The organism is Phytopseudomonas punonensis, from assembly GCF_900142655.1.
Lineage (GTDB): Bacteria > Pseudomonadota > Gammaproteobacteria > Pseudomonadales > Pseudomonadaceae > Aquipseudomonas > Aquipseudomonas punonensis.
Genome location: NZ_FRBQ01000002.1, coordinates 513,525 through 538,593 on the forward strand (window position 1 = coordinate 513,525; position 25,069 = coordinate 538,593).

The 25,069-nt window shown below is 64.6% G+C and carries 23 protein-coding genes; 4 read left to right on the forward strand and 19 right to left on the reverse strand.

The window, feature by feature from the left end; genetic code table 11:
- Nucleotides 1-32 precede the first annotated feature (32 nt).
- The gene (locus BUC40_RS09090) at nucleotides 33-872 is read left to right on the forward strand and encodes an AraC family transcriptional regulator (RefSeq protein WP_073264831.1); all 840 of its coding nucleotides are present in this window, start codon (nucleotides 33-35) and stop codon (nucleotides 870-872) included.
- Nucleotides 873-918: 46 nt separating this feature from the next.
- Nucleotides 919-1,524 carry a LysE family translocator gene (locus BUC40_RS09095; protein ID WP_073264832.1) on the forward strand — a complete coding sequence of 202 codons (606 nt, stop codon included), beginning with the start codon at nucleotides 919-921 and terminating at the stop codon, nucleotides 1,522-1,524.
- Between the two features lie 191 nt (nucleotides 1,525-1,715).
- Here the strand turns inward: BUC40_RS09095 and BUC40_RS09100 are convergent, their stop codons facing one another.
- Genes BUC40_RS09100 through BUC40_RS09110 form a run of 3 tightly spaced genes read right to left on the reverse strand, consistent with a single transcriptional unit; the run spans nucleotide 1,716 to nucleotide 3,498 of the window.
- Nucleotides 1,716-2,402, reverse strand: coding sequence for a GNAT family N-acetyltransferase (locus BUC40_RS09100; RefSeq protein WP_073264833.1), 687 nt, complete (start codon nucleotides 2,400-2,402; stop codon nucleotides 1,716-1,718).
- A gap of 14 nt (nucleotides 2,403-2,416) precedes the next feature.
- Nucleotides 2,417-2,854 carry a GNAT family N-acetyltransferase gene (locus BUC40_RS09105; protein ID WP_073264834.1) on the reverse strand — a complete coding sequence of 146 codons (438 nt, stop codon included), beginning with the start codon at nucleotides 2,852-2,854 and terminating at the stop codon, nucleotides 2,417-2,419.
- A gap of 14 nt (nucleotides 2,855-2,868) precedes the next feature.
- A complete protein-coding gene (locus BUC40_RS09110) occupies nucleotides 2,869-3,498 on the reverse strand; it encodes an FMN-binding negative transcriptional regulator (RefSeq protein WP_073264835.1) in 630 nt (209 codons plus the stop codon).
- 90 nt (nucleotides 3,499-3,588) lie between these two features.
- Here BUC40_RS09110 and pdxR point away from each other — a divergent pair, with 90 nt between their 5' ends.
- Together pdxR and BUC40_RS09120 are read left to right on the forward strand one after the other, a co-directional pair.
- On the forward strand, nucleotides 3,589-5,061 hold the full coding sequence (gene pdxR / locus BUC40_RS09115; protein WP_073264836.1) for a MocR-like pyridoxine biosynthesis transcription factor PdxR: 1,473 nt from the start codon (nucleotides 3,589-3,591) through the stop codon (nucleotides 5,059-5,061).
- A gap of 274 nt (nucleotides 5,062-5,335) precedes the next feature.
- Entirely contained in the window at nucleotides 5,336-6,562 is a 1,227-nt protein-coding gene (locus BUC40_RS09120; protein WP_073264837.1) for a PrpF domain-containing protein, read from the forward strand.
- Here the strand turns inward: BUC40_RS09120 and BUC40_RS09125 are convergent.
- The 16 genes from BUC40_RS09125 to glgA form a co-directional block, all read right to left on the reverse strand.
- Complete coding sequence (locus BUC40_RS09125) at nucleotides 6,559-6,705, reverse strand: DUF3079 domain-containing protein (RefSeq protein WP_244160626.1); 147 nt, start codon at nucleotides 6,703-6,705, stop codon at nucleotides 6,559-6,561. The two genes, BUC40_RS09120 and BUC40_RS09125, sit on opposite strands and share 4 nt — an antisense overlap.
- Nucleotides 6,706-6,781: 76 nt before the next feature.
- Nucleotides 6,782-7,774, reverse strand: a complete 993-nt coding sequence (locus BUC40_RS09130) for a lysylphosphatidylglycerol synthase domain-containing protein (RefSeq protein WP_073264841.1) — start codon at nucleotides 7,772-7,774, stop codon at nucleotides 6,782-6,784.
- On the reverse strand, nucleotides 7,771-9,003 hold the full coding sequence (clsB, locus tag BUC40_RS09135; protein WP_073264843.1) for a cardiolipin synthase ClsB: 1,233 nt from the start codon (nucleotides 9,001-9,003) through the stop codon (nucleotides 7,771-7,773). The genes BUC40_RS09130 and clsB overlap by 4 nt, the downstream gene beginning before the upstream one ends.
- The gene (locus BUC40_RS09140; RefSeq protein ID WP_073264845.1) at nucleotides 9,000-9,779 is read right to left on the reverse strand and encodes an endonuclease/exonuclease/phosphatase family protein; all 780 of its coding nucleotides are present in this window, start codon (nucleotides 9,777-9,779) and stop codon (nucleotides 9,000-9,002) included. Before BUC40_RS09140 ends, clsB begins: the two co-directional genes overlap by 4 nt.
- Nucleotides 9,776-10,687, reverse strand: a complete 912-nt coding sequence (locus BUC40_RS09145) for a DUF72 domain-containing protein (RefSeq protein WP_073264847.1) — start codon at nucleotides 10,685-10,687, stop codon at nucleotides 9,776-9,778. Before BUC40_RS09145 ends, BUC40_RS09140 begins: the two co-directional genes overlap by 4 nt.
- Before the next feature lie 73 nt (nucleotides 10,688-10,760).
- A complete protein-coding gene (locus BUC40_RS09150; protein ID WP_139272144.1) occupies nucleotides 10,761-11,024 on the reverse strand; it encodes a hypothetical protein in 264 nt (87 codons plus the stop codon).
- A gap of 136 nt (nucleotides 11,025-11,160) precedes the next feature.
- Nucleotides 11,161-11,805: a glycosyltransferase family 2 protein gene (locus BUC40_RS09155; RefSeq protein ID WP_073264857.1), complete on the reverse strand. Its 645-nt coding sequence runs from the start codon at nucleotides 11,803-11,805 to the stop codon at nucleotides 11,161-11,163.
- A complete protein-coding gene (locus tag BUC40_RS09160; RefSeq protein WP_073264859.1) occupies nucleotides 11,802-12,428 on the reverse strand; it encodes a class I SAM-dependent DNA methyltransferase in 627 nt (208 codons plus the stop codon). Before BUC40_RS09160 ends, BUC40_RS09155 begins: the two co-directional genes overlap by 4 nt.
- Nucleotides 12,425-13,183, reverse strand: coding sequence for a PIG-L deacetylase family protein (locus BUC40_RS09165; protein ID WP_073264861.1), 759 nt, complete (start codon nucleotides 13,181-13,183; stop codon nucleotides 12,425-12,427). The genes BUC40_RS09160 and BUC40_RS09165 overlap by 4 nt, the downstream gene beginning before the upstream one ends.
- Nucleotides 13,180-14,214, reverse strand: a complete 1,035-nt coding sequence (locus tag BUC40_RS09170) for an acyl-CoA dehydrogenase family protein (protein ID WP_139272145.1) — start codon at nucleotides 14,212-14,214, stop codon at nucleotides 13,180-13,182. Before BUC40_RS09170 ends, BUC40_RS09165 begins: the two co-directional genes overlap by 4 nt.
- Nucleotides 14,211-16,343 carry a glycogen debranching protein GlgX gene (glgX, locus tag BUC40_RS09175; RefSeq protein WP_073264877.1) on the reverse strand — a complete coding sequence of 711 codons (2,133 nt, stop codon included), beginning with the start codon at nucleotides 16,341-16,343 and terminating at the stop codon, nucleotides 14,211-14,213. The genes BUC40_RS09170 and glgX overlap by 4 nt, the downstream gene beginning before the upstream one ends.
- Before the next feature lie 18 nt (nucleotides 16,344-16,361).
- Nucleotides 16,362-16,697 (reverse strand): DUF2934 domain-containing protein, encoded by a 336-nt coding sequence (locus BUC40_RS09180; protein ID WP_073264879.1) that lies wholly within the window; start codon nucleotides 16,695-16,697, stop codon nucleotides 16,362-16,364.
- Nucleotides 16,694-19,498, reverse strand: coding sequence for a malto-oligosyltrehalose synthase (locus BUC40_RS09185; protein WP_073264881.1), 2,805 nt, complete (start codon nucleotides 19,496-19,498; stop codon nucleotides 16,694-16,696). The genes BUC40_RS09180 and BUC40_RS09185 overlap by 4 nt, the downstream gene beginning before the upstream one ends.
- Entirely contained in the window at nucleotides 19,491-21,569 is a 2,079-nt protein-coding gene (malQ, locus tag BUC40_RS09190) for a 4-alpha-glucanotransferase (RefSeq protein WP_073264883.1), read from the reverse strand. The genes BUC40_RS09185 and malQ overlap by 8 nt, the downstream gene beginning before the upstream one ends.
- Entirely contained in the window at nucleotides 21,566-23,302 is a 1,737-nt protein-coding gene (treZ, locus tag BUC40_RS09195; protein ID WP_073264885.1) for a malto-oligosyltrehalose trehalohydrolase, read from the reverse strand. The genes malQ and treZ overlap by 4 nt, the downstream gene beginning before the upstream one ends.
- Nucleotides 23,302-24,840, reverse strand: coding sequence for a glycogen synthase GlgA (gene glgA, locus BUC40_RS09200; protein WP_073264887.1), 1,539 nt, complete (start codon nucleotides 24,838-24,840; stop codon nucleotides 23,302-23,304). Before glgA ends, treZ begins: the two co-directional genes overlap by 1 nt.
- Nucleotides 24,841-25,069 lie beyond the last annotated feature (229 nt).

The window sequence follows — 25,069 nt, forward strand, 5'->3', positions numbered from 1 at the left end:
GGCGACCCGCAGAGCATGGCGCTGGAGCAGGCATGAGCGCGCAGAGTTGGGTCGACCTGGCCCAGGACGAAGACACCGGCATCGAGACCATCCGCGCGCATTTTCGCGGGCACGCCTACGATCCCCACTGGCACGACGCCTATCTGGTCGGTTTTACCGAGCAGGGTGTGCAGCAGTTCCATTGCCGCAAGCAATTGAACAGCAGCCTGGCGGGCCAGGTGTTCTTGCTCGAACCTGGCGAGCTGCATGACGGCCACGCACCGGAGCCGGAAGGCTTTACTTACTCGATGCTCTACCTGGATAGCCAGTGGCTGGAGCGCGAGTTGCGTAGCCTGTTCGAGCAGGCGCCGGCCGACTGCCTGCCCGGTTTCAGCACCACCCTGGCCAGCGAGCCGACGCTTTTGGCAGCCGTGGCCGGCGCCTTCGGCGCGCTGCATCGCCAGGAGATACGCATGGTCAGGCAGGCCTCGCTCGATGCTTTGCTGACGCGTCTGACCGAACACTTGCACTGGCGTCGTCGCCTGAACCTTGACCCGCGCTTGCCGCTGGTTGCGCAACGGGCACGGGATTTTCTGCATGATCAGCACAGCCGCGATATCGGCCTCGACGACCTGGCCGCTGTCTGCGGCGTCGATCGTTTTCGTCTGAGCCGCGCCTTCAAGGCTGCCTTCGGCCTGGCGCCCCATGCCTATCTGGTGCAACTGCGCTTGGCGCGGGCCCGGCATCTGTTGGCCCGTGGCGAGCCGCCTGTGCAGGTAGCGGCGGTGCTCGGCTTCGCCGATCAGAGCCACCTAGGCCGCTGGTTTCGCCGCGCTTATGGGATGACGCCTGCCCATTACCAGCGTCGCTGCTCAAACCTTCCAGACGCCTGAGCCCGGCAGCTTCATCATCAGCGCTCGCTTTGTCTGGAGCCTGTCCATGAGTCAGTTGTTGCCCTTTATGCTGTTTGCTTTCGTCGCCTCCATCACGCCCGGGCCGACCAATGTGCTGGTGCTCGGCAGCAGCGCCCGCTATGGCGTGGCAGCGACTTTGCCGCTGGTGATCGGCGCCTGTGTGGGCGCGGCGGCCATCGTGGCGGCGGTCGGCCTCGGCTTGGGCGAATTACTACAGCAGCACCCGCGCTTGCAATGGGCGATGGCCTGGTTTGGCGTGTTGTGGTTGAGCTATCTGGCGGTACGGATTTTCACGGGCCCGGCTGCGGCGCTTGATGATTCAGCGGTGCCGACACAGGAGCGGCGGGTGGGTCTTTTGGCAGGGGCGGCGTTGCAACTGGTCAACCCGAAAACCTGGATGATGGCCCTAGCGGTGGTCAGCGTATTCGCCACCCCCGGCCCTGGACAGGCCATGCGGGTGGCGTTGTTGGCGGCGATCTTCCTGGCCATCTCGCTGCCATGTCTGGGCTGCTGGGCGCTGCTCGGCCGCGGCGCCGCACGGCTGTTCAGCTCGGCGCGCGCCATGACCCGTTTCAATCAGGCCATGGCCGTGCTGCTGCTGGCGTCGGCCTGGCTCGGCGCACCGCTTTAAGGGGTGGATCGTGCAGGTTACTGCCAGGGCAGTAGCAAAGGTGACCCTGTGTGGGAGCGCGCCATGCGCGCGAAATAGCTCGTAGGATGGATCGGGCCGCGTAGGTGAAACCCATCTGGCGTTGATGGGTTGCACCCATCCTACCGGTCTGCTGGCTTCCGCCTGGCTGGGAGCACCGCTTTAAAGCGAGCCTACTGACGAGTTTCGCGCAGCTCTTCCAGGCGCTGCCGCTGCTTGCCCTGTGCATCGAAATTCTCCGGCGACAGCCAGCGCTGCAGGGCATCCCGGCACTGCGGCCATTCGCTGTCGATGATCGAGAACCAGGCAGTGTCTCGGTTTTGGCCTTTGATCACCGCGTGCTGGCGGAACAGGCCTTCCTGCATGAAGCCAAGGCGCTCGGCGGCACGCATCGACCGTGCGTTGCGCGCATTGCATTTCCATTCCAGGCGGCGATTGCCGAGATCGTCCATGGCCAGGCTCATCAATAGCCAGATCGCTTCGGTGGAGGCCGGCGAGCGCTGCATGGCGCCGCCAAAAGCAATATGGCCGATTTCGATACAGCCGTCGGCCGGTGCGATGCGCAGGAAGCTGAGCAACCCCACGGCCCGCTCTGTGGCCTTGTCGATCACCGTGAAGAACAGCGGGTCGCTGCTGCTTTGCTTGTCCTGCAGCCAGCTATCGAACGTACTGCGTTCGGTAAAGGGGCCATATGGCAGGTAATCCCAGAGCGCCGAATCGCTATCCGGGCCTTGCAGGGCGTGCCACAGATCATCGCCGTGGAGCGTCACAGCCAGCGGCTGCAAACCAACATAGCGACCATCAATGGGCGCGCGAGGTGGCGGTGATACGGGTTTCCAGTCGAGCAGGGTGTTTGTCATGGTCGGGCTCCTGATCACAACTTCTTGCGGTATTGCACGAGGCCGGGGCGCTCGGCGATGCGGTCGTACAGCTGCATGGCGGTGGTGTTGCTCTCGTGGGTCAGCCAGTGCACCCGCGAAGCGCCGGCAAGCCTGGCCTGAGCGTAGACGTGTTCGATCAGCCCGCGCCCGGCGCCGCTGCCACGAATGCTTTCGTCAACGAACAGATCTTGCAGGTAGCAGTAGTCGCCATCCGTCCAGCAGGAGCGATGGAATATCCAGTGCACCATGCCAATGGCACGGCCGTCCTGGCAGGCGAGAGCCGCATACATCGGCTCGTCAGCGGCGAGAAAATGCTGCCAGGTCCGTGCACTGGTAGCCTCCGGGATTTCCGTGGCGTAGAAGCGCTGGTAGCCCTGCCAGAGTGGCCACCAGGCTGCGTGATCGTCAGCGGTTACGGCGCGTATTTCCATGAATCGGTCTCCTGTTATCGATCAGTCATGCGCCGCGCCAGGGCGCGGTCGCGAGGATCAGTGCTGACATCGAGGCCACTCTTTACGCCGGCCTGATCAGCATCGCTGCGGTTCTGGCCGAGTTTCCATTTGCCTTCCAGGCGCTCGATGGGTAGGGCGAAACCAACAATGGCGCGCAGCATGCCGTCGATGTAGTCACGCGGTGCATCGTCGAGCGCCCAGGGCTGCGGCCGAGGTCTCTCATGGCGGTCGGTCAGCTCGCGGAGCAGAATCAGCAGGCGCTCGGCATCGTCGAACACCTCAGCGCGCCCGTAAGCATGCACAGCGATGTAATTCCAGGTCGGCACCACCTTGCCGTGCTCGGCCTTGGCCGGGTACCAGGACGGGCTGATGTAGGCATCGGTGGTATGGAATATCACCAGCGCTTCGCCGCCTTTGGCCAGCACCTGCGCGTGCGGATTAGCCCGCGCCAGATGCCCGTACAGCGTGCCGTACTGGCCTTCGTCGGCGCGCAGTAGCAAGGGCAGGTGGCTGGCTTGCAGGCCGCTCTCGCCACTGCTGATCAGGGTCGCCAGGCGGCAATCGGTAATCTCCTCTTGTAAGGCAGAAAGGTCGTTCTGGCGGAAGGCGGCGGGTACGTACATGGGGCGTTCCAATCAGTGGATGCGCCTATGCTAGAACTGCTATTGGTCTGTTGTAAGATCCATTATCAGTGAATTTCATGAGGCCAATTCATGGCATCTTCAGCACCGTTGCCGGTCGATTTGTCGGGGCTGCGTCTGCAGCCAGGGCAGGGCTTGGCCCGCCAGCTTTATGAGGCATTGCGCGAACGCATCCTCGATGGGCGCTTGCCAGGCGGCACTCGCTTGACCGCCAGCCGGCAATTGGCCGAGCGCCTGAGCATCTCGCGCAATACCGTGAACCGCGCGCTGGATCAGCTTTACGCGGAAGGCTACGTGCAGGGGCGGGTCGGCGATGGCACCTATGTGGCCGACATTGCAGCGGTAGCGCCGCCCGCAGTCATTGAGGCGCCAGCCGTTGTGGCTAACGCGCTGATGCAGCTGCTCGAAGCGAACTGCCTGCCCGCGCCATTGCCCGGGCCGCCACGGGCATTTCGGGTCGGCGTGCCGGCCTTCGATCTGTTTCCATTCGAGACCTGGGCGCGGCTGTCGGCCAAGTTCTGGCGCAAGCCGTCGCCGGCGCGGCTCGGTTATGGCGACCCGGCGGGTGACCCGCAGCTGCGCGAGCTGATCGCCGCTTACTTGCGCAGTAGCCGAGGGTTGCAGTGCGATCCGTCGCAGATCGTGGTCACCTGCGGCGCTCAGCAGGCGATCAGTCTGTGCGCGCAATTGCTGATCGAGCCCGGCGACGCGGTGGCCATCGAAGACCCGGGTTACCGAGCCGCCGCCCATGCGTTCCGGGTCGCCGGGGCGCGCTTGCGTGGCATAGCAATCGACGCCGATGGCATGGATGTCGCGGCGCTGGAGCGGGGCGAGGTGTGCCGGCTGGCCTACCTTACGCCTTCGCACCAGTACCCGACCGGCGTAACGCTGTCGCTGCCCAGGCGCCTGGCCTTGCTCGACTGGGCCGAGCGCAACGATGCGTGGATCATCGAGGACGATTACGACGGCGAGTACCGCTACAGCGGCACACCCCTGGCACCGCTTGCCGCGCTGGACCGCTGCCAGCGTGTGCTCTACGTCGGCACCTTTGGCAAGATCGCCTTTCCGGCGCTGCGTCTTGGTTATCTGGTGTTGCCGCCGCGGCTCGCGCAGAACTTTGCCCGGCGCCGTGCGGTGGACATGCGCCATTCCGAAATCGGCACCCAAGTCGTGATGGCCGAATTCATCGCCGCCGGGCATTTTCAGCGGCATATCCGCCGCATGCGCAATGCCGCTCGCGCTCGCCGAGATGTGCTGTTGGCAGGCTGGCCAGCCCATTTGCCTGGCTGCGCGCCACTGCCGCCGGTGCATGCGGGCCTACACCTGAGCGTGCGCTGCGATAGCCTGAAGCGCGAGCGTGAGCTGATTGCCAGCGCTGCGGCGGTAGGTGTGGAGATCAACCCGCTGAGCGTGCAGTGGCTACCTGACGGTGACACGGTGCCGGACGAACGCGCCGGGCTGGTACTCGGTTTCGCGGCTGTGCCGGAAAGGATCATCGGCGAGGCGCTGCAGGCTTTGCGTGGTGCGTGGAACCTGCACGGTTAAGGGCCCGCTCGAGTGCTTTCGACGAGGTATCACATGCGATGGCAGCAGCGTGGCATGGGGCCGGTAAACAGCGCTTTTGTGGGAGAGGCTTTAGCCTCGAACTTTATATGCAGGGCCAAAGAGCTCGCGGCTAAAGCCGCTCCCACGAGTCGCTGGATGTCTGCTTTTGCATTGCTGCTGCGGGTCATACGGATTCGGGTTCCCATCTGGCGACTAAGCAAGGATCGTGAACAGGTTTTAAGATAGCCGCCCACCCAAGTACGAGGACATGCCCATGCACCTGCTGCAGTCTGCCGAATTCCGGCCCCGTGTGCGTGATGGTCTGATCGAGTTTCCAGTGCACCATGTGCGCGGCGGCACCTCGACCGGGCTGGTGATCTGGGAGCCGTTCGCGCCGGCCGACACGGTATTGCGTGAAGAGCTGCTGCGCCACCTGATGGGCGTGCCGCTGACGGGCTCGCAGCCTGGTAACCGGCAGATCACTGGGTTGGGGCGAGGCGCGCCGACCAGCAACAAAGTGTTTTTCGCCGACTGGGAAACCACCCGCGACGGTGAGCGCTTGGTCAGTACCCTGGCGCAACTGGCGGGCGACCATGCGGCGGTCGACTGGAGCGTGAACTGCGGCAACCTCTCCAGCGCGCTGCCGCTGTGGGCGCTGGATGTCGGCCTGGCAACCGCCGCGCCCGGCGAAACCTGCGACCTCAGCATCCGCAATACCAATACCGGGGTGATCAGCACCGGGCGTATCGGGCGTGTAGCCGACGGCGCGCTGGCCTGCGCGTCTATCCCTGGAGTGAACGGTGAATTTCCGGCCGTCGATCTGTTCCTGCATGAGCCCGTGGGCGCCAAGACCGGGCAATTGCTGCCGACCGGGCAGGTGGTCGAGCAGGTTGATGGCCGTACTGTGTCCTGTGTCGATGTGGCCGTGCCGATGGTCATCGCCCTGGCCAGCGACTTCGGCAAGACCGCCCATGAGCCTTTGGATGAGCTGCAAAACGATACGGCGTTCATGGCGGACTTGCGCCTTGTGTGGGTCGAGGCGGGCCTGCGCATGGGATTGCGCCGCCGCGACGGCGAACTGATGACCGTTGATGAACTGGCACGCAGCGAAACCCAGCCGAAGGTGTGCATCGTTGGCGCGCCGCAAGGCGAGGGGAATCTCGCGGTGCGCTACTTCACACCGCAATCGGTACATGCCTCGATGGCCGTTTCTGGCGGTTGCTGCCTAGCTGCCGCAGCACTGATCCCAGGCTCAGTGGCTTGGCAGGTTGCGACCGGAATTGCCGCGCCGTCAGGTGAATTCGCCGATATCGAGGTGGCCATCGAAAACCCGGCCGGCATCCTCGCCACCACCGTGGTGGCGCGTGAGCGTGACGGCAAGCTGGAGATCAGCAGCGCAGCCTATCGGCGAACGGCTCAGGTGCTTCTACGGGGGCATGTGCCGCTCTACCGCGCCTCGCCAGAGCTGATTGCCGCATTGCTGCCACTGACTGGGCGTTAAACCTTGCGCTGCTTGGGTTTTTGCTGCGCATCCGGCGGCTCGATGCCCCAGTCGCCATGCAGATACCAGTCATCACCAAGCATTTCGCTGGTGTGTTGGGTTCGCGCGGCGCCGTTGCCGCACTCCTGAGCTACAGGGCTCAGGCTAGCGCGCTCGTCAGCGCGGCCCTTGACCGGGGTCAAGCATTGCCAGGACAGGGGCCGCGTTCCGTAATGACCGTCAGGCCGGATCGGTTGCCTCGTTGGCGTCCTGCTGATTGCTGTTCTGGCGCAACTTCTTCGCGCGTTTTTCCAGTACCAGATACACCACGCAGGCCACCGCCAGGGGCAGCAGGAAGTAGATCGCCCGGTAGCCGATCAGCGCGGCGACTATGCTGCCCTTGGACATCTCGTGCTGCAGCATGGCGATGAACACCGCTTCGATGACGCCGAGGCCTGCCGGAATATGAGTGATAACCCCGGCGATGCTGCTGATCATCAGGATGCCGAGAATGGTCGGGTAGAAGGCTTCCTCGGGCAGCAACAGGTAGATGATCAGCGCCATCAGTGACCAGTTCAGGGCGCCGAGCCCTGCTTGCAGCAAGGCCATGGGCAGGGCGGGCAAGGTCAGCTCGTGGCCACGAATGGTCCAGCTGCGGCGCTTGGAGAACTGACAGGCCAGCAGGTAGCTGAGGCCGATGGCCAGCAGCAGCAGACCGATGATGCGCAGGCCCGTGGCACCGATCGCCCAGCCCTCCGGTAGCTTCAGCAGGCCGAAGGTGAACAGCACGCCAGCCAGCAGGATGTAGCCCAGCCAGTTGGTGATCAGACTCATGCTCAGCACCCGGGTGATGGTCGAGACCTTCAGCCCCAGGCGCGAATACAGCCGATAGCGCAGCGCCACGCCGCCCACCCAGGAACTCAGGTTGAGGGTGAAGGCGTAGCACACGAAAGTCAGCGGCAGCACCTGCCGGGTAGGCAGCCCGTGCTGGGTGTAGGCGCGGCCGATCAGGTCGAAGCTCGAATACACCGCGTAGCTCAGCACCGTCACACCGACGGCGGCGAGCAGGATGGTGGGGCTGTAGCTGCGCAGCGCCTGGCTGACCTCCTGCCAGTCGAGGTTCTTGACCAGCATGAACAACAGCGCCGGCACCAGGATGAAAAAGCACAGGGTCAGTAGGCGCTTAGCCCAGCGCCAGGCCGGTTTGCCCTGTTTGTCGTCGGGGTTGCTCACGAAACTTTCTCCTGGTCGACCTGCAAGGTGCCGCACTGCGGCGCTTCGATATCGGGCTTGAGCAGCTTGAGCCGCGGTGAGTGGGCTGGAAACCAGCCCGCGATGGCCGGGAAATGGCGCAGGAAGTGGAAGCACAGGAAGATCAGCGGCGCGCGCCACCAGTAGCCGCGCATCACCCGCTTGAGCGGCACCGACTTGCAGCTCGACGCGGCCAGCTCGGAAAGATGTTCGTACAGACGGCGGTTGAGGGCCGCATCGCGGATGATCACGTTGCCTTCCAGGTTGAGCGACAGGCTCAGTGGGTCGAGGTTGCTCGAACCCACGGTGCACCACTCGTGGTCGGCCAGGGCGACCTTGCCGTGCAGCGGCCGCTGGCAGTACTCGTAGATGGTCACGCCGTCGCGCAGCAGGTAGTTGTAGGTCAGCCGCGAGCACAGGCGCACCAGCGGCATGTCCGGCTGGCCCTGGAGGATCAGCGTCACCTTCACGCCACGGCGGGCGGCGTTGCGCAGTTCGCGCAGCAGGCGGTAGCCGGGGAAGAAATAGGCGTTGGCGACGATCAGCCGATGCTGGGCGTTGCGAATGGCGTCCAGGTAATGCTGTTCAATGGTGTTGGTGTCGTCACCGTTGTCGCGGATGGTCATCAGCAGGCGGCTGTTGCCGGCATGCCGGTGCTGGCCCGGCTGGTTGACCCGACGCTTGGCCACCTCACGGTCATCGCGCGCCTCCAGCAGGCGTTCGGCGGCGGTGTGCACATCGGCGACGATCGGGCCGCGTACGCGCACGGCGTAGTCCTGCTTGGCCATCGGGCCGTAGTCGCCGAGGTGGTCGGCGCCGAAGTTGATGCCGCCGATGTAGGCGACTTCGCTGTCGATCACCACGATCTTGCGATGCAGGCGGCGGAACAGGTTGGTGCGCATGCCGAGCAGGCGCTTGCCGGGGTCAAACATGTGTACGCGAACACCGGCAGCGGTGAGCGCAGCAATGTATTCGAGGGACAGGTCCGCGGTGCCGTAGCCGTCCACGGTGATTTCCACGCTGGCGCCATTGCGGGCAGCGGCGATCAGCGCCTGCTGCAGCTCCATGCCGACCTTGTCTTCGAAGATGATGAAGGTTTCCAGCAGCACTTCCTGCTTGGCGTTGCGGATGGATTCGAACACGGCGGGGTAGAACTCCTCGCCGTTGATCAGCAAATCGACCTGGTTGCCATCACGCCAGTCGTACTTCATAGCCGTATCTCCACAGCCAACGGTGCATGATCCGACAGGTGCGACCAGGGGCGGGTCGAGAGCACCTGCGGGTTTTGAGTGGTCGCGTTGCGCACGTAGATGCGATCCAGGCAGAGCAGTGGCCAGCGCGCCGGAAAGCTCTTGGCCGGCTTGCCGTATTCGCTGACGAACGCCTCCTTGAGGCCGCTGGCGGCCAGCAGGCCATCGGCGCGCTGGCGCCAGTCATTGAAATCGCCGGCGACGATCACCGGGGCATCGGGCGGCAGGCGGTCGATGACCCTGCAGAGCAGACCGAGCTGCTGTTTGCGATGAACCTCACGCAGTCCCAGGTGCACGCAGATGGCATGCACCTCGGCGTGGCCCGGCACGTCGAGCACCGTGTGCAGCAGGCCACGTTGCTCCTGGGTACCGATCGAAACATCCAGGTTCTCGTGGCGCAGGATCGGGAATTTGGAGAGCAGCGCGTTGCCGTGGTCGCCATGGGGGTACACGGCGTTGCGTCCGTAGGCGAACTGCGGCCACATGCTGTCGGCGAGAAATTCATATTGCGGGGTCGGCGGCCAATTCTCGTAGCGCTTAGCATGGTGCTCGTGGGTGCCATGTACCTCCTGCAGAAACACCATGTCAGCCGACAGCGTACGCACCGCATCGCGCAGCTCCGGCAGGATGAAACGCCGGTTGAGGGCGGTGAAACCCTTGTGGGTGTTGACCGTGAGAATCTTCAGCGTATGTACCGCGCTGGCCAGCTCCGTCGGTGCCGGTTGATGGGTGGTCATAGGCTTGCTCCTGGCGATCGGCCGGGCGCGTTGGGCAGCTCCCTGGCCAGGTCGAACTTCTGTAGAAGCGCGTACGCGTCGTAGGGCGCACGCACCTTGAGGTCGTTATCGAAGTAGCAGTACACATCGCGCGACTTTCTGGCGCGCGGCTTGTGGCTGTCGATCAGCTGCGCGTCGCCGGGCTGCTGACCACGGCTCCATGTGGCGATGCGCTGATGCCAGTGGTCGATGGCGTCCGCGTCGTAACCGCTTTCGTAGAGCCTCTTGTTGCCGTGCAGGCGCAGGTACACGAAGTCGGCGGTAAGGTCCTCGGCGTACGGCCATTTGCTGGCGCTGTCGGCGAACACCAAGGCGACCTTGTGCTTGCGCAGCAACTTGATAAAGGCCGGATCACGAAAGCTGTCGTGGCGGATTTCCACGGCATGGCGCAGCTTCTGGTGATTGCGTACTTCCAGGCTGCCGTCCTGTAGACGATCGGCTTTCTTCGCGCTGCGCAGGGTCTGCTCGGTGTCCTTCGGCAGCAAGTCGAGAAAGTCGGCGAAGCGCTGCTCGTCGAAGGCCATGCTCGGCGGAAATTGCCAGAGGATCGGCCCGAGCTTGTCGCCCAACTGCAGCGGCCCTGAGGCGAAGAAATTGGCAATTGGCGTGGCTACGTTATCCAGGCGGCGGATATGGGTGATATAGCGCGGTGCCTTGACCGCGAAACAGAAATCGTCCGGCGTCTCGACGGCCCAGCCGGCGTAACGCTCGGGCGTTTGCAGGGCGTAGAACGAGCCATTGATCTCGATGCTGCTCACTGCCCGCGAGGCGAACGCCAGTTCCTCGCGCTGCTTCAGCCCGTCGGGGTAGAAGTCGCCGCGCCAGGGCGCATAGCGCCAGCCGGAAATGCCGATATGGATATGTTTCATCGAAAGGCACCATGGGCCGAACGGCCAATGCGCAGTTGCGCGCTCGCGTCACTGTCTCGCGTTTGCACACTGTTCATAAGTGCTCGCCAGCCTTGTTGCGCGCGCTGTACGGGCCGTCTTCATTGGCGAAGACGCCGCCGATCACGCCACTGACCAGCTCGGCGTTTGGCACGCCGTCTGTGCAGGTGCCGTGCTCGGTGAGCAGCTCTAGCAGCTCGTCATACTCGCCTGGCTGCGCAGGGTAACCGCCGTCTGCTACCAAGGCCTGCGCGTCATGAATGGCCTGGCTCGGCGTGACGGTCTGCACGCCGGGAAGCATCAGATCGCTGACTTTCATTTCTTCCTCCTGGCGCTGCTCGAAGTGGTTGAGCGAGTTGCCCTGGCGCAATCGCAATAGGCGCGTGGGCGTCGTTAAATTTCCGACTGGAGCGGCGAGGAGGCGGTTCAAGGTTTTTGCCGCTGGCGCGGCGCGTTCAGAGCAGCGAGCGCAGATAATCGCCGAAGCCGCCGCGGGCGCGGCAATCCAGGCGGGCGCTGGTATAAACCCGGGGCAAGGAGCTCCAGGCAATTGAGGCGCCGGCGCGCTCGAAGGCGGCCACCAGCTGTACGTCTTCGTCGACGACGATGTCCTGAAAACCGCCAGCGCGGCGGTAGGCATCGGCGCTAAACGACAGGTTGGCGCCGTGGATGTGCCGATGGCCGTCACGATCCTGGTAGGCGCTCAGGTAGCGGTTTTGCACGTCTTCATCGAGAGCGCCCCAGTCGGCGACTTCGACGATGCCGCAGACCATGTCGGCGCCGAGTTGGCGCTGGCGCAGCAGCCAGTCCGGGGCGACCTGGCTGTCGGCATCCGAGCAGGCGAGCCAGGTGGCGCCTCTGGCCAGCTGCCAGGCCACACCAGCCGCACGCGCACGACCGACATTGCGCACCTGCAGCGCCAGGCTGTGAACCGGATAGTTGGCGACCACACTGGCCGAGCCATCATCGCAGCTATCGAGCACCACCAGGATGCGTACCGGCACGCTGAGCTGCGGGTGTGCGGCGGCGTCGAGCAGGGCGGTGAGGCAGGCATCCAGGTTCTGCTCTTCGTTGTGGGCGGGAATCACGATGCCAATCAAGTTAAAGGCTCCTGCGCAGTCTCTGGCGCCAGGCCCTCGCGCTGCGCCACGGAGGTGGCCTCGGTGCCCCAAACTTCGAGCAGCAGGTCGGCGTCCTCATGGCGTAACAGGCGCGGCAGACCGAGGCGTTCGTGCAGGCGCTGATGCACTTCATCACCGCTCAACGGGCATTCATCGATCGGCCAGCGCCAGTGGCACGCCAGCAGGTTGCCGCCGGTGTTGAGGGCGGCCCGGGCACAGTCGATGACGCGATCCAGATCCTGTGCATCGAGGTAGTAGCACAGCTCGCTGAGTACGATCAGGTCGAAGCGTCCGGCCGGCCATTGCTCCGGCAGGCGGGTCTGCAGCAGGCGCACGTTGCTGCGGTGCGCCAGGCGATTGCGTGCCAGCTCCAGGGCGATCGCCGAGGTGTCGCTGCACAGCAGAGTGGTGCAGCGCTCGGCCAGGCGCGCACTGAGTTCGCCATTGGCGCAGCCTGGTTCGAAGATGCTGCCGTAGTGGCTGCGTGGCAGGGCGGCGAGGGTCAGGTTGCGCTTGCGCTGCTCGTACCAGCGCTCGCGAAACGACCAGGGATCTTCGCTGCCCTTGTAGAGTTTCTCGAAGTAATTGTCGGCAACGCTCATAGAAACACCACCTCGAACGGCTGCTGCAGGCGTTCCACCGCCGTGCTGGAAAGCACCGGTGCGTGACCGGTGTCGGGGTCCTCGTAGAGTTGGCTGGCAAAGGCCTGGATGGCGTGGCGCTTGCGGGCTAGTGCCCATTTGTCGAGTTGCAGCTTGCGGGCACGCTCCCAGGGGATACGCGGATCTTCGGGGCTCGCCCAATGCCAAGCCCAGATCGGTATTTCGTGAGCGCGGGCGCCGCATTCCAGGGCTGCTCTGAGCGAGGCACGGCCAACCGCTTCGTGGTCGGCGTGGCCGTCTTCGCGCCAGGTGGTGAACACTACGTCGGTGGGTTGCAGATAGGTTTTCAGAAATTCGCGCAGCTCTGCTTCGGCAGCGGCAACGCCGGTATCGGGAAAGCCGCCGTGCACCCATTGCACCCTGGTGATTGGCAGGCCTAGGCGCTTGAGGGCGTCGGCGCTTTCCTGCGGGCGCAAGATGCTCAGCCTTTGTGGCGTCCAGTAAGTGGAGCCAGGGTGACTGGCCGCGCCGTCGGTTACCGAGATCAGCAGGATCTGCCGCTGCGCCTGGGCCAGCAGCTGCAGCAGGCCGCCAGTGCCGAGAATTTCATCGTCCGGATGTGGGGCGATGATCACCGCGCGGCAGCCTTCGGGCACCAGCTGTGTGCAGTGGATATCGGCCACCTGAGCCAGGCGTCGGGAGGTCTTCCATGCCCGCGGCGAGGTACCCTGGCCCTGGATCGGGTTGGTGTTCATAGCTTCCAGCTCTCTTGTAGTTGGTGTGCCGCGAGACTGCCGAGGGCCGCCAAGTCACGTTCGGCATGGCTCTGGCGCAGGAACACCGGCAGATCGGCCAACAGCCTGGCCAAGCCAGCATCACGGCAGTAGGGGGCGGCGCCAAGGGCGCGGCCGACATGCTCGATCACCGCGCTGGCGCTGCTCTCGACGATGGCGCGCACGCGGCGCACCGGCAGTTCGGCGTCGGCTCCGGGGTTGGCGTCGATCCACGCGGCGCAGCCCTGCAGGGCGCTGGCGGCTGCGGTGAGGGCGCAATCCACCTGGCCAAGGTGGGCGAGGGCGTGGGGCTCGTCGCGCTCGGTGCAATGGCTGCGCAGTGCTTCACCGAGGCGGCTCGCTGCACCGTACCAGCATGCGGCGATCCCCGCGCCGCCTTGCCAGAAGCCGGGCCTGGCAAGGTAGCCATTGGCCGGGCCAACGGGCAGGCCGGTGGCATCATCGAACAGGATCTCGACACTCTGGGTGGCTGCCATGCCCACGGCCTGCCAGCCGTCCTCGGTGACCTGCACGCCGGGTTGTTGCAGGGCCACGGCCACCAGCTGCTGTTCGCCGCGCTCGTTCCAGGCGGTGAGCAGGCCGTGGCTGAGCAGCGTGGCGCCCGAGCACCAGGCCTTGCGGCCGTGCAGGCGCACGCTGCCGTCGCGCTGCGCGGCGTCCAGCGTCACCCGCGCGTGGGGTGGCTCGGCGGCCCACATGCCCCAGGTCGTCTGCGCCGGCACTTGTGCAGCGTAGTGCTCGAGGATCGCCAGGGCGTCGGTGTGGCCTTCATAGAGTTTGCACAGGCTCAGGTCCTGTGCGGCGACCGTGGCCAGCGCCTGCCAACGTTGCAGGGTCTGGCCACCGCCGGGTGGGGGTAATTTGTCGAGGCCCTCGTTGCACAACCATTGCAGGTTGCGCACGAGGGCCACGGGGTAATGCGGGGGCGGGTGCGGCCACTCGTCCAGCAGGGCGCCAAGGCGCTCCAGCAGATGGGTGCCGCTCCCGGTCATGCCACGTTGTCCTTCTGCAGCTCGAACAGCACCAGCGAACGATGGGTGACGGTGAACTCGTCACCGAACTGGAAGGTTTCGTCTTCTTCCGGCTCGTCGATGCGGTTGGTGTCGAGCATGCACGTCCAGTGGCTGCCCTGGGCGACTTCCGGCAGGCGGAAATTGACCACGTCATGGTGCGAGTTGACCACCATCAGCAGCGTCGCGTCGGCGCCGCTGCGGCGGATACCGGTCGGCTGCGCGCGGCCATCGAGCAGCATGCCCATGCAGCGCGCATGGGGATCGTGCCAGTTTTCCTCGCTCATCTCCTCGCCGTTGGGTGCCAGCCAGGTGACATCCTTGACGCCCAGCTCCTCGTTGTAGGCACCGACGAAGAAGCGCCCACGACGCAGGATCGGGTAGCTCATGCGCAGCTTGATCACCCGGGTGACGAAGGCCTGCAACTGCTTGCCGCGCTCGCTGAGGTCCCAGTTGATCCAGCCGATTTCGCTGTCCTGGCAGTAGGCGTTGTTGTTGCCGTGCTGGGTACGCGCGAACTCGTCACCGGCCACCAGCATCGGCGTGCCCTGGGCGAGAACCAGCGTGGCCATGAAGTTGCGCATCTGGCGGAAACGCAGGTCGTTGATGGCCTCGTCATCGGTCGGGCCTTCGACGCCATGGTTCCAGGACATGTTGTTGTTGCTGCCGTCCCCGTTGTTCTCGTCGTTATCCTCGTTGTGCTTGTCGTTGTAGGAGACAAGGTCATTGAGGGTGAAGCCGTCGTGGGCGGTGATGAAGTTCACCGACGAGAACGGCCGACGGCCACGCTGGTTGTACAGATCACCCGAAGCGGTAAGGCGGCTGGCCAGTTCGGCCAGCTGGCCTTCGTCGCCTTTCCAGAAGCTGCGCACGTTGTCGCGGAATTTGTCGTTCCACTCCGCCCAGCCCGGTGGGAACCCGCCCACCTGATAACCACCAGGGCCGCAGTCCCAGGGCTCGGCGATCAGCTTGACCTTGCTCAGCACCGGGTCCTGACGGCAGGCGACCAGGAAGCTGTGGCGCTCGTCGTAGCCATCGTGATGGCGGGCGAGGATGGTCGCCAGGTCGAAGCGGAAGCCGTCCACGCCCATCTCGGTGGCCCAGTAGCGCAGCGAGTCGGTGACCATCTGCAGCACGCAGGGGTGGCTCAGATCGAGGGTATTGCCGGTGCCGGAATCGTTGATGTAGTAGCGCTTGTCGTCGGGCATCAGCCGGTAATAGCTGGCATTGTCGATGCCGCGCATGGACAGCGTCGGGCCCAGCTCGTTACCTTCGGCGGTGTGGTTGTAGACCACATCGAGAATCAGCTCGAGGCCGGCATCGTGCATGTGCGCGGCCATCTCCTTGAACTCGTTGATGTGGCCGCTGGCCAGGTAGCGCGGGTGCGGAGCGAAGAAGCCGATGCTGTTGTAGCCCCAGTAGTTGTTCATGCCCTTTTCCAGCAGGTGCTGGTCGTTGACGAAGGCATGGATGGGCAGCAACTCGACCGACGAGACACCCAGTTTGCGGATGTGCTTGATCACGTCGGCGTTCATCAGCCCGGCGAACGTGCCGCGCTTGTCCTCGGCCACCGACGGATGACGCATGGTCAGGCCGCGCAGGTGGGCTTCGTAGAACACCGTCTTGTCCCAGTCGACGCGGTGGCTGCGGTGCTTGCCCCAGGTATAAGCCGGGTCGATGACCTTGCACTTGGGCACGAAGGGGGCGCTGTCACGCTCGTCGAAGCTGAGGTCGCCATCGGGATGGCCGATCTCGTAGCCGAACAACGCTTCGGACCACTTCAGCTCACCGACCAGTTGCTTGGCGTAGGGATCGATCAGCAGCTTGTTGGGGTTGAAACGGTGACCGGCTTCCGGCTCGTAGGGGCCGTACACGCGGTAGCCGTAGATCAGCCCCGGGTGTGCATCGGGCAGATAGCCGTGCCAGATCTCGTCGGTGTACTCCGGCAATTCGATGCGCTCGATCTCTTCCAGACCATCGGGATCGAAGATGCATAGCTCGACCTTGGTGGCGTGAGCCGAGAAGAGCGCAAAGTTGACGCCCAAACCATCCCAGGTCGACCCCAACGGAAAGGGCTGACCTTCGGTTATACGCGAGCGTTGTTGACTCATTCTGGATGGCTCCTGGTATCAGGCCTTGGGCTTTTTGGCGGCAGGCTTGGGGGTAGTGCTGGGCTTGGCCTTGGCAGGTGCCTTGGCGGGTTTGAGCAGGGCAGGTTTTTCGGCTTCAGCCTCTGGCGCTGCCTTGCTGGCGCGCGGTTTGATCGGTGCCGCAGGTGCGGCTTCACCAGCGGTGGGCTTGGGCTTGCTCACGCGTTTGGGCGCGGCTTTGTCCGGGCTTTGCTCGGCTTCGACGAGTTTGGTGGCCATTTCCCAGTGGCGTTTGGCCTGGCCATTGGGTTTCCCTTCGGATTCCCAGATCTGGTAGGCGAACTCACGGATGCGGTCTTCTTTTTTGGCGCTCATGGTTGTGACTCCTGAGATGGGCTATGGGCGATCAGCAAATTGACGGGGGTGTCACGCAGCACATCGCGCAGCGCGAGGTGACCGCTATGGGCGAACGGGGCAGTGGAATCGAAGGCGCTGTGCAGGGCCTTGTCGGCCAGCGCGACGGGCAGGGCGATACGGGTGTCGCCCCATTGCTCGGCGCGGATCAGTGGCGTGGTGCTGTCGCCGAGCAGTGCAGCTGTCAGGCGCGGCACGACGATTAGCGCGTATTGATTGCCGAGGCTGCGCATGAAGGCGACGACTCGCTCGGCGTGTTCACCCTGAACCTCGAGCGGCTGGTAGTCGCCTCTCGCGAACAGCTGCTGATGGGCCTTGCGGGCTTGCAAGGTGGCGGCGATCAAAGTCTGTTTCACCTGGCCATCGTGCCAGTGTTCCAGCGCTTGGCCGAGCGGCTCGGCATCTGCCAGAGCCTGCCCGCGAGCGGCGTAATCCACCGGCCGGCGGTTGTCCGGGTCGACCAGGGAAAAGTCCCAGAACTCGCAACCCTGATACAGATCGGGCACGCCCGGCACGCACATACGCAATAGACTCTGCGCCAGGCTGTTGAGGGCGCCAGCGGGCGCGATTTCCATGGCGGCGCTGCGAATCTCGTCGCGCAACGCGGCGCCCTGATCGCTGCCCAGCAAGGTGTGAAGGTAATTTCTGCAGGCCTGCTCGTAGCGCTCGTTAGGGTTGCTCCAAGTGCTGCGCAGCTTGGCTTCGCGTACGGCCTTTTCCTGCCAGGCAGTCAGGCGTTCGGTAAGGCTGTGCAGGCCATCGGCGTCATCGGTTTGCAGGTCCAGCGGCCAGCAGGCCAGCAGGATCTGCAGCAGCATCAGCTCGTCACCCGGCGAAGGTGCCAGGCCGTCGTCGAGTTCTTCACGCAGCGGTGCGGCCATCTCGCGCCAGTGCTGGCAGCGCTCGGTGAACCACTCGGCACGCTCGCTGAGTACCGCCAGGCGGGCGCGGGTGTCTTCGCCGCGTTTATGGTCGTGGGTGGCGGTGGTCAGCAGGTTGGCTGGGAAGTGCCGGGCCCGTTCCAGGCAACCGTCATGGAAGGCCTCCACTGGTGCACTGAATTGTTGCGGGTCGAAGCCCACATCGTTGCGCGACAGCAGCACCGCGCTGCGGTAGCAGGCGGTGTCTTCCACGGCCTTGGCGGCAGCCGGAGAGGTGAGTTGCTGAAAGCGCTCGATCATCTTCGCCCGGCGCTTGCGCTGCGAGCTCGGCGGCAGTTCGGACAGCGCCTGGCCACCGAGCCAGCTGTCGAGGTGTTCGAGCAGCGGCCAATCGCCTTCGGCGAGCGTGGTGCGCGCGCCTTCCAGCGCCTGATCGAACACTGCCTGATCATTGGCGCTACGCCCGGCGGCCGACACATAGGTGCGGTACACCGAGAAATGGGTGATCAGCTCCAGCAGCGCGCGGCGAATGGCGCCCAGGGTCAGGTCGCGGGTGGCGATATCGTCACGGGCGACCAGCAGCAGGCCTTGAGCCAGGGCCTCCAGATCGCCGGCCAGGGAGGTGGTCAGCACCAGTTGGCGCGCCTCGCGTACTTCAGCCATGAAGTCCGCGCCACGACCACTGGATTCGCTCCACAGCTGCGCCAGCACCGGCTCACCGTCAGGCGCATGCTGCAGCAGCGACACCTGGTTCATGAACTCGTAGCCGGTGGTGCCGTCCACGCCCCAGTCGCGGGCAAGCTGTTCGCCTTCGCCGAGAATCTTCTCGACGTAAATCGGAAAGCGGCTGCCCTGCAGCTCGGCAGGGCGTTTGGCCAACAAGCGTTCGACGCGGCGCCGCAGCTTGCGGCAATAGGCGCGTGGGTTGGCCAGACCATCGACGTGGTCGATACGCAAGCCATCGACCAGGCCATTTTCGATCAGCTCGAAAGTCTTCGCGTGGGTCGCTTCGAACACGTCGTGGCGCTCGACCTTGAGGCCGCCCAGTTCGTTGATGTCGAAGAAGCGCCGCCAGTTGATGTCGTCTGCCGCGGTGCGCCAGCTGGCCAGGCGATAGTGCTGGCGTTCGAGCAGTTGATGCAGCGCCTCGAAATTCTGCCCGTCAACGGGACGCAAGCTGTTCAGCGCGCGGTCGATGGCATGCCCGGCCTTGCTGGCCAGGGCCACCAGTTCACGGAACAGCGCGGCGGCCTGGCGCTGGCCATCGGCGCTGTCGTCCAGGGCCGCGAAACGCTTGCCGAGGGCTTGCAGTTCCGGGTGGCCGCTGTGCTGCAGGATGTCGCCATAGGTCGGCGGGTTGATCGGGAAACGATGGTCGTAATGCCTGGCGTAGAACAGGCCGCGCTTGGCATCGAAGTGCAGCTCGATTTCGCCAGCGGCCAGCACTTCGCCGTAATCGCTGCGCAGGAACGGCACCAGCAGTTGCCCGCGCAGCAGCGGGTCATGGGATTGCCAGTGAATGTCGAAGAACTTCGCGTGGGCGCTGCTGGCGCCCCATTCGAGCACGTCCAGCCACCAGGGGTTGGCATCGCCGCCGACCGCCATGTGGTTGGAAACGATATCTAGGATCAGCCCCATGCCTTTGCCGCGCAGGGTCTTGACCAAGCGCTGCAGGGCCGCTTCGCCGCCCAACTCCGGGTTGACGCGGGTCGGGTCGACCACGTCATAGCCGTGCATCGAACCCGGCCGTGCAGTGAGCAGCGGCGAGGCGTAGATATGGCTGATGCCCAGGCGCGCGAAATAGTCGACCAGGGGCACGGCATCATCGAGGGTGAAACCCTTGTGAAACTGCAGGCGAACGCTGGCACGTAACTCAGTCATGGCCGATGCCCTCGACCAGATTGCGCGCCCACTGCAGGCGCTGTAGGCGATGGGCTACGGTTGGTGCATCGGGCATGCTGTCGGCATTCTCGGCCCAGCGGCGGCGCCAGTTGGGGTGTTCGTCGCCTGGGCCGGGCAGATTCGGCTGCTCGCTGGCAGCCATGGCGTCTTCCAGGGGCAGCAGAACCAGCGGCGCGGGCGTGCTGCCGATAAAGGCGATGCTGGCGTCCAGTTGCTGGCCGTCATCCATCTGTTCAGCGGTCGCGTGGCCATGCTCATGTAGGGCCTGGTGCAGTGCTCGGGTTTCTTGGGCGCGCAATTGATGATCCTGATCCGTGTAGGCGTCGCTGCGGTGGCCCGCAGCCTGGCGCCAATAAATGTCGCGGGAGGTGAGCCAGCCGCGAATGCTCGGCAAATCGTGAGTCGTGGTGGTAGCCAGGGCGTCGCGCGGCCAGTGGGCAGGAGCGTGGAAATGGCCGTTGCTCTGCTCGAACAGCAGCACGCGCATACCGAGGATGTTGCGCGCAGCGAGCTCCTCGCGCAGGCCGTCGGGTACCGTGCCCAGGTCTTCGCCGATGATCAGTGCACGGTGGCGCTCTGCCTCCAGGCACAACAGACGCAGCAGATCCTGGGACGGATAGTTGAGGTAGGCGCCGGCAGAGGAGTCCGCGCCCTCGGGAATCACCCAGAGGCGACGCATGGTCATCACGTGGTCGATGCGCATACCGCCGGCGTGGGCCAGGTTGGCGCGCAGCATTTCGATGTAGGCGCGAAAACCGTTTTGTTGTAGCCCTTGTGGTGAGAACGCCGAGACGCCCCAGTTCTGCCCGGAGCGATTGAGGATGTCCGGCGGCGCGCCGACGCTGACCGACTGCAGCAGTTCAGCCTGCCGGCCCCAGGCCTGGCTGCCGGACGCATCGGCGCCCACCGCCAGGTCGGCGATCAGCCCGACCGCCATGCCGGCATCGCGGGCGGCGCTCTGGGCGCCATGCAGGCAGCGGGCAATCAGCCACTGGGCGAAGGCGTGGAATTCGATCTCGTGCCCGTGGCCTTCGCAAAATTGTTCGACGCCCTCGCTGTTCGGGTCGCGGTACTGTTCCGGCCAAGCGCGCCAATCGACCGGCAGACCGTTGAGATCCATGAAGCCACGCAGTGCCTCGAAGCGGCAGTGCTGGCGCAGAGCATCGCCGCCGGCCTGGCGGAACGCCTCGAAATCAGCGCGTAGCGGGTGAAGGCTGGCGGCGAAGTCGGCATGCAACTGACGCAAAATCTGCATCCGCGCACTGGTAACGCCCGGCCAGTCAATCAGCTCCAGGCCTTCCAGGCGCTCCAGTTCCTCGCTCAGGCCGCAAGTGCGAATTGCCTGCTGCACGGCCGCCTCACCGAGCACGCTGGCCGGTGCGGCATGCAGCACGTTGAAGAACAGGCGGCTGGATGGCGAGTAGGGGCTGTAGGTGTGCAGGTTGGCGCTGAACATGGCGTGCATCGGGCTGACTGCCAGGGCATCGGCGCCCCGTGCAGCAGCGCTGCGCACCAAGGATTCGAGGGCCTGGGTATCGCCCAGACCGCCGTCGCCCGGGCGGCGCAGCGAATACAGCTGGGCGCTCAGCCCCCAGATCTTGGCATCGGCACGGCCAGCCAGTTGCGCCACGCTCGGGCAGGCGGATGGCGCCACGGCGAGGGTCACTGCGCCGCCATCGATGCGCAGCTGGTGGTAGCCGGTGGTGCCGATCACCGGCAGTCGGCCACTGTCATCCAGGCGGCCTTCCAGGCGTTCGCCCTGTTCCAGCTGGATCTCGAACGGCGTGCCCGGCGGGAAGTAGCGGGTCAGATCCAGGGCCTGCTGCTGGTCCAGAGTGACCAGTGGGCCAAGGGCCAGGGTGTCATGCTGATGTTGCAGGCGTGCCAGGCTGGCTTCGATCTGCTCATCGTCCGCGGCCGGGTAGCCAAGGGCCTCGAGCAGGCGGCGCTGGTGTTCGGGTTTGACCGATTGCGCGTTGCCGTCGGCGTCGATCCAGTCGACGCTCAGCCCCGCGGCTTTGCTCAGCTCGGCAAGGCGTGCATCGCTCATGCTGCGCCCTCCAGCAGAACTCGAACGCTGCGTGCCGGCAACTGATCGCCGCTGGCGCGGTAGCTGAACAGCGGTTGTGCACGCGCTGGCGCTGCGGCGGTGAGCTCCTCGCTGCCCAGGTTGAGGGCGATGTGCAGCCTTTGCCCATCACCCAGCTGCCAGCTCGCCGCCACGGCCGCTTCGCCCAGCACCTCGCTATGCAGTGCTTTGCTGCCTTGCAGGCGCGGCACGATGTGCCGGTGGCGCAGGCTCAACAGCTCGCGATAGAACGCCAGCCAGGCTTTGCCATCTGCCGTGTTGCGGTTGTGGTAGTCGGGCATCGAGGTCTCGAAGGTGCTCGCGTCATTCGGCGCAGGGATCGCCTGGCCGGAGAACTTGGAGAAGTCCTTGAATTCTTTCTGGCGGCCCTTGCGCACCGCTTCACCGAGCTCGTCGTTGTGCGAGGTGAAGAACTGGAAGGGCTGCTCGCTGCCCCATTCCTCGCCCATGAACAACAGCGGAATCATCGGGCTGAGCAGCAGCAGGGCAGTGGCGCTCTTCAGCGCATCGTCATCGGCCAGCGTGCGCAGGCGTTCACCGACAGCGCGGTTGCCGACCTGGTCGTGGTTCTGCAGGAATAGCACGAAGGCGCTCGGTGGCAGGTGGCCGCTGCTGCTGCCGCGTGCGGTGCCATGGCGGGTGGTTTCACCCTGATAGATGAAACCTTCGCGCAGGCAACGCGCCAGCTTGCCTGTGGCATCGTCGGCGAAATCGGCGTAATAGCCTTCATGCTCGCCGGTCAGCAGATGATGCAGCACGTTGTGGCCATCGTCGTTCCATTGGGCGATGAAGCCTTGTTGCAGCAACTCGGCGTCGTTGTGCTCGTTTTCCAGCACCAGATGCAGATGGCGCGAGGAGGGGATCGAAGCGTGCAGGCGTTCGGCCATTTCAGTCAGGAAATCGCGCTCGCCGATGGCGTGTACCGCATCGAAGCGCAGGCCGTCGATGCGGTAGTCCTGCACCCACATCAGGGCGTTGTCGATAAAGTAGTCACGCACCTGGCGGCGACGAAAATCGATGGCCGGGCCCCAGGGCGTGTGCACGTCTTCGCGGAAGAAGTCGCCCGCGTACTGGCCCAGGTAATTGCCGTCCGGGCCGAAGTGGTTGTACACCACGTCGACGAAGACCATCAGGCCTAGCTCATGAGCGCGGTCGATCAGGCTACGCAGCTGGTCTGGCGTGCCGTAGGAGGAGTCCGGAGCGAAGGGCAGCACGCCGTCGTAACCCCAGTTGCGGCCACCGGGAAATTCGCCCAGCGGCATCAGTTCGATGGCTGTGATACCCAACTCGGCCAACGCCGGCAGTTTGTCTGCGGCTGCCGCGTAGCCGCCCAGCGTGCCCACATGCACTTCATAGAGCACCGTTTCCTGCCAGGGGCGGCCTTGCCAATCGTTGCTGCGCCACGGGTAGGACTTTGGGTCGATGACGCGGCTGGGGCCGTGCACATCGCCGGCCTGCCAGCGTGAAGCGGGGTCTGGCACGGGCAGGTGGCCGTCGATCAGGTAGTGGTAATCCGTGCCGGCGGGCGCCGGCAGGGTGGTGGTGAACCAGCCGTTTTCGCCGGCTGTCATTTCATGCTGAGTCTGGTCTTGCAGTTGTACTGCCACGCTTTTGGCGTCCGGCGCCCACAGTGAAAACTGGGTGTGGCCGTTGTCGTCTGGCCAGGCGCCGTGTCGTCGTTTTGCTTCTTGCATCACACCAATTTCCCACCTGATCTCTGTGCAGCCAGCAACTTGCGATAGAGCGCCGCATAGGGCTCCACCGACTGCTTCCAATACAGCGGCGATGCCATGGCGTGAGCGCGCATGGCGTTAAGCAGTTCCCTATTGCGGAACACCGCCATGGCGCGGCGTACTGCGGCTAGGTAGCTCTCGCTGGTTGGTTCTTGGAACAGGAAACCGCTGACGCCATCCTCGATGGTGTCAGCCAGGCCACCTGTGGCACGGGCAATCGGCAGCGAGCCGAAGCGCTGGGCGTACATCTGGCTGAGGCCGCAGGGCTCGAAGCGCGAGGGCATCAGCAGGAAGTCGCTGCCGGCGAACATGCAGCGTGCATCGGCCTCGTTGAAGCCGACGTTGGCGCCAACCTTGCCGGGGTGACGACGGGCCAGCTCGCGAACCGCTTCTTCGAGATGCTCCTCGCCACGGCCGATGATCGCGATGCGACCGCCTTCGGCGACGATGGCGTCAGCTATCTCCAGGGTCATGTCGATGCCTTTCTGCTGCACCAGGCGCGAGACCACGGCGAACAGCGGGCCATCGCTTTGCTCGAGGCCGAACATTTGCTCGACGTGACGGGTATTGGCGCGCTTGCCTTCCCAGTCGTGGGCTTCGAAACCCTGTACCAGATGCGGGTCGTTGAGCGAATCCCAGCTGTCGTCGATGCCGTTGGGAATGCCGCTGAGCTGATTGAGCTGCACCTTGAACTGCAGCATGCCTTCCAGGCCACAGCCGAACTCGGTGGTGGTGATTTCGCGCGCGTAGTTCTCGCTCACGGTGGTCACATGGTCGGAATACACCAGGCCAGCCTTGAGGAAGGACAGGCGACCATAGAACTCCATGCCCTGATGACCGCAAGCCGAGGAGGGCAGGCCCAGTTCCGGGCTGCATTCCAGGCTGCACAGGCCCTGGTAGGCGAGGTTGTGAATGGTGAACACGGTTGGCGTGGTCTGCCCGCGCCAGCTCATGTAGGCCGGCGTCAGCGCGGCTGGCCAGTCATTGGCGTGGACCACTTCGGGGCACCAGCTCAGGCACGCGGTGCCAGCGGCTATCTCGGCGGCCGCCAAGCCCAGGCGGGCGAAGCGAATGTGGTTGTCCTGCCAGTCGCGGCCCTGGCTGTCGCCGTACGGGGTGCCGTCGCGGTCATACAGCTCGGGGCACATCAGTACGTAAACGACCAGCCCATCGGGAAGGGTCATGCAGCCGATGCGTGCCGGCGGCAGCGCAGCATGGCCCGGCACGCTGCCGACATCGCGGATGGCGTGGCCGCTTTCCATGACCTGGCGATAGCCGGGAATCAGCACGCGTACATCGTGATCCGCGTTCATCGCCCTTGGCAGTGACGCTGAGACATCACCCAGGCCGCCCACCTTGATCAGGTCGGCGAGCTCCGGGCTCACGAACAGCACCTTCTTCTTCGCAGCGTGCAGATTGGTAATTGTGTTGTGTGGCTTGAGGGGTGTTTCTACCGATACCGACTGATCAAACCGCGTTGCCGCAACAGCGTTTCCCATACCATCCTCCGCTCGATTCTATCCTTGACCCGTAAATGTTTCGTTCGCTTGCACGCCGACGGGAATATGCCGCCTGTCTTTCCAGTTGATTGCCGTGTCGGGGCAGGAGGAAAAGCTGCTTGCTGGTGATTAATTCCCACGTAGTTGATGACCCAACCCGCGAATAAGAAGTTTCGACTATTTTCGGGAGTCTGCCGGGTTGCCGGGGAACTATTGGGTGACAGTGGTT

Bases quoted from the DNA above. Each gene is read 5' to 3' on its own strand.
- BUC40_RS09090 (WP_073264831.1), top strand. From the start codon at position 33: ATGAGCGCGCAGAGTTGGGTCGACCTGGCCCAGGACGAAGACACCGGC.
- BUC40_RS09095 (WP_073264832.1), top strand. From the start codon at position 919: ATGAGTCAGTTGTTGCCCTTTATGCTGTTTGCTTTCGTCGCCTCCATC.
- BUC40_RS09100 (WP_073264833.1), bottom strand. From the start codon at position 2,402: ATGACAAACACCCTGCTCGACTGGAAACCCGTATCACCGCCACCTCGC.
- BUC40_RS09105 (WP_073264834.1), bottom strand. From the start codon at position 2,854: ATGGAAATACGCGCCGTAACCGCTGACGATCACGCAGCCTGGTGGCCA.
- BUC40_RS09110 (WP_073264835.1), bottom strand. From the start codon at position 3,498: ATGTACGTACCCGCCGCCTTCCGCCAGAACGACCTTTCTGCCTTACAA.
- pdxR (WP_073264836.1), top strand. From the start codon at position 3,589: ATGGCATCTTCAGCACCGTTGCCGGTCGATTTGTCGGGGCTGCGTCTG.
- BUC40_RS09120 (WP_073264837.1), top strand. From the start codon at position 5,336: ATGCACCTGCTGCAGTCTGCCGAATTCCGGCCCCGTGTGCGTGATGGT.
- clsB (WP_073264843.1), bottom strand. From the start codon at position 9,003: ATGAAGTACGACTGGCGTGATGGCAACCAGGTCGATTTGCTGATCAAC.
- BUC40_RS09140 (WP_073264845.1), bottom strand. From the start codon at position 9,779: ATGACCACCCATCAACCGGCACCGACGGAGCTGGCCAGCGCGGTACAT.
- BUC40_RS09145 (WP_073264847.1), bottom strand. From the start codon at position 10,687: ATGAAACATATCCATATCGGCATTTCCGGCTGGCGCTATGCGCCCTGG.
- BUC40_RS09150 (WP_139272144.1), bottom strand. From the start codon at position 11,024: ATGAAAGTCAGCGATCTGATGCTTCCCGGCGTGCAGACCGTCACGCCG.
- BUC40_RS09160 (WP_073264859.1), bottom strand. From the start codon at position 12,428: ATGAGCGTTGCCGACAATTACTTCGAGAAACTCTACAAGGGCAGCGAA.
- BUC40_RS09165 (WP_073264861.1), bottom strand. From the start codon at position 13,183: ATGAACACCAACCCGATCCAGGGCCAGGGTACCTCGCCGCGGGCATGG.
- BUC40_RS09170 (WP_139272145.1), bottom strand. From the start codon at position 14,214: ATGACCGGGAGCGGCACCCATCTGCTGGAGCGCCTTGGCGCCCTGCTG.
- glgX (WP_073264877.1), bottom strand. From the start codon at position 16,343: ATGAGTCAACAACGCTCGCGTATAACCGAAGGTCAGCCCTTTCCGTTG.
- BUC40_RS09180 (WP_073264879.1), bottom strand. From the start codon at position 16,697: ATGAGCGCCAAAAAAGAAGACCGCATCCGTGAGTTCGCCTACCAGATC.
- BUC40_RS09185 (WP_073264881.1), bottom strand. From the start codon at position 19,498: ATGACTGAGTTACGTGCCAGCGTTCGCCTGCAGTTTCACAAGGGTTTC.
- malQ (WP_073264883.1), bottom strand. From the start codon at position 21,569: ATGAGCGATGCACGCCTTGCCGAGCTGAGCAAAGCCGCGGGGCTGAGC.
- treZ (WP_073264885.1), bottom strand. From the start codon at position 23,302: ATGCAAGAAGCAAAACGACGACACGGCGCCTGGCCAGACGACAACGGC.
- glgA (WP_073264887.1), bottom strand. From the start codon at position 24,840: ATGGGAAACGCTGTTGCGGCAACGCGGTTTGATCAGTCGGTATCGGTA.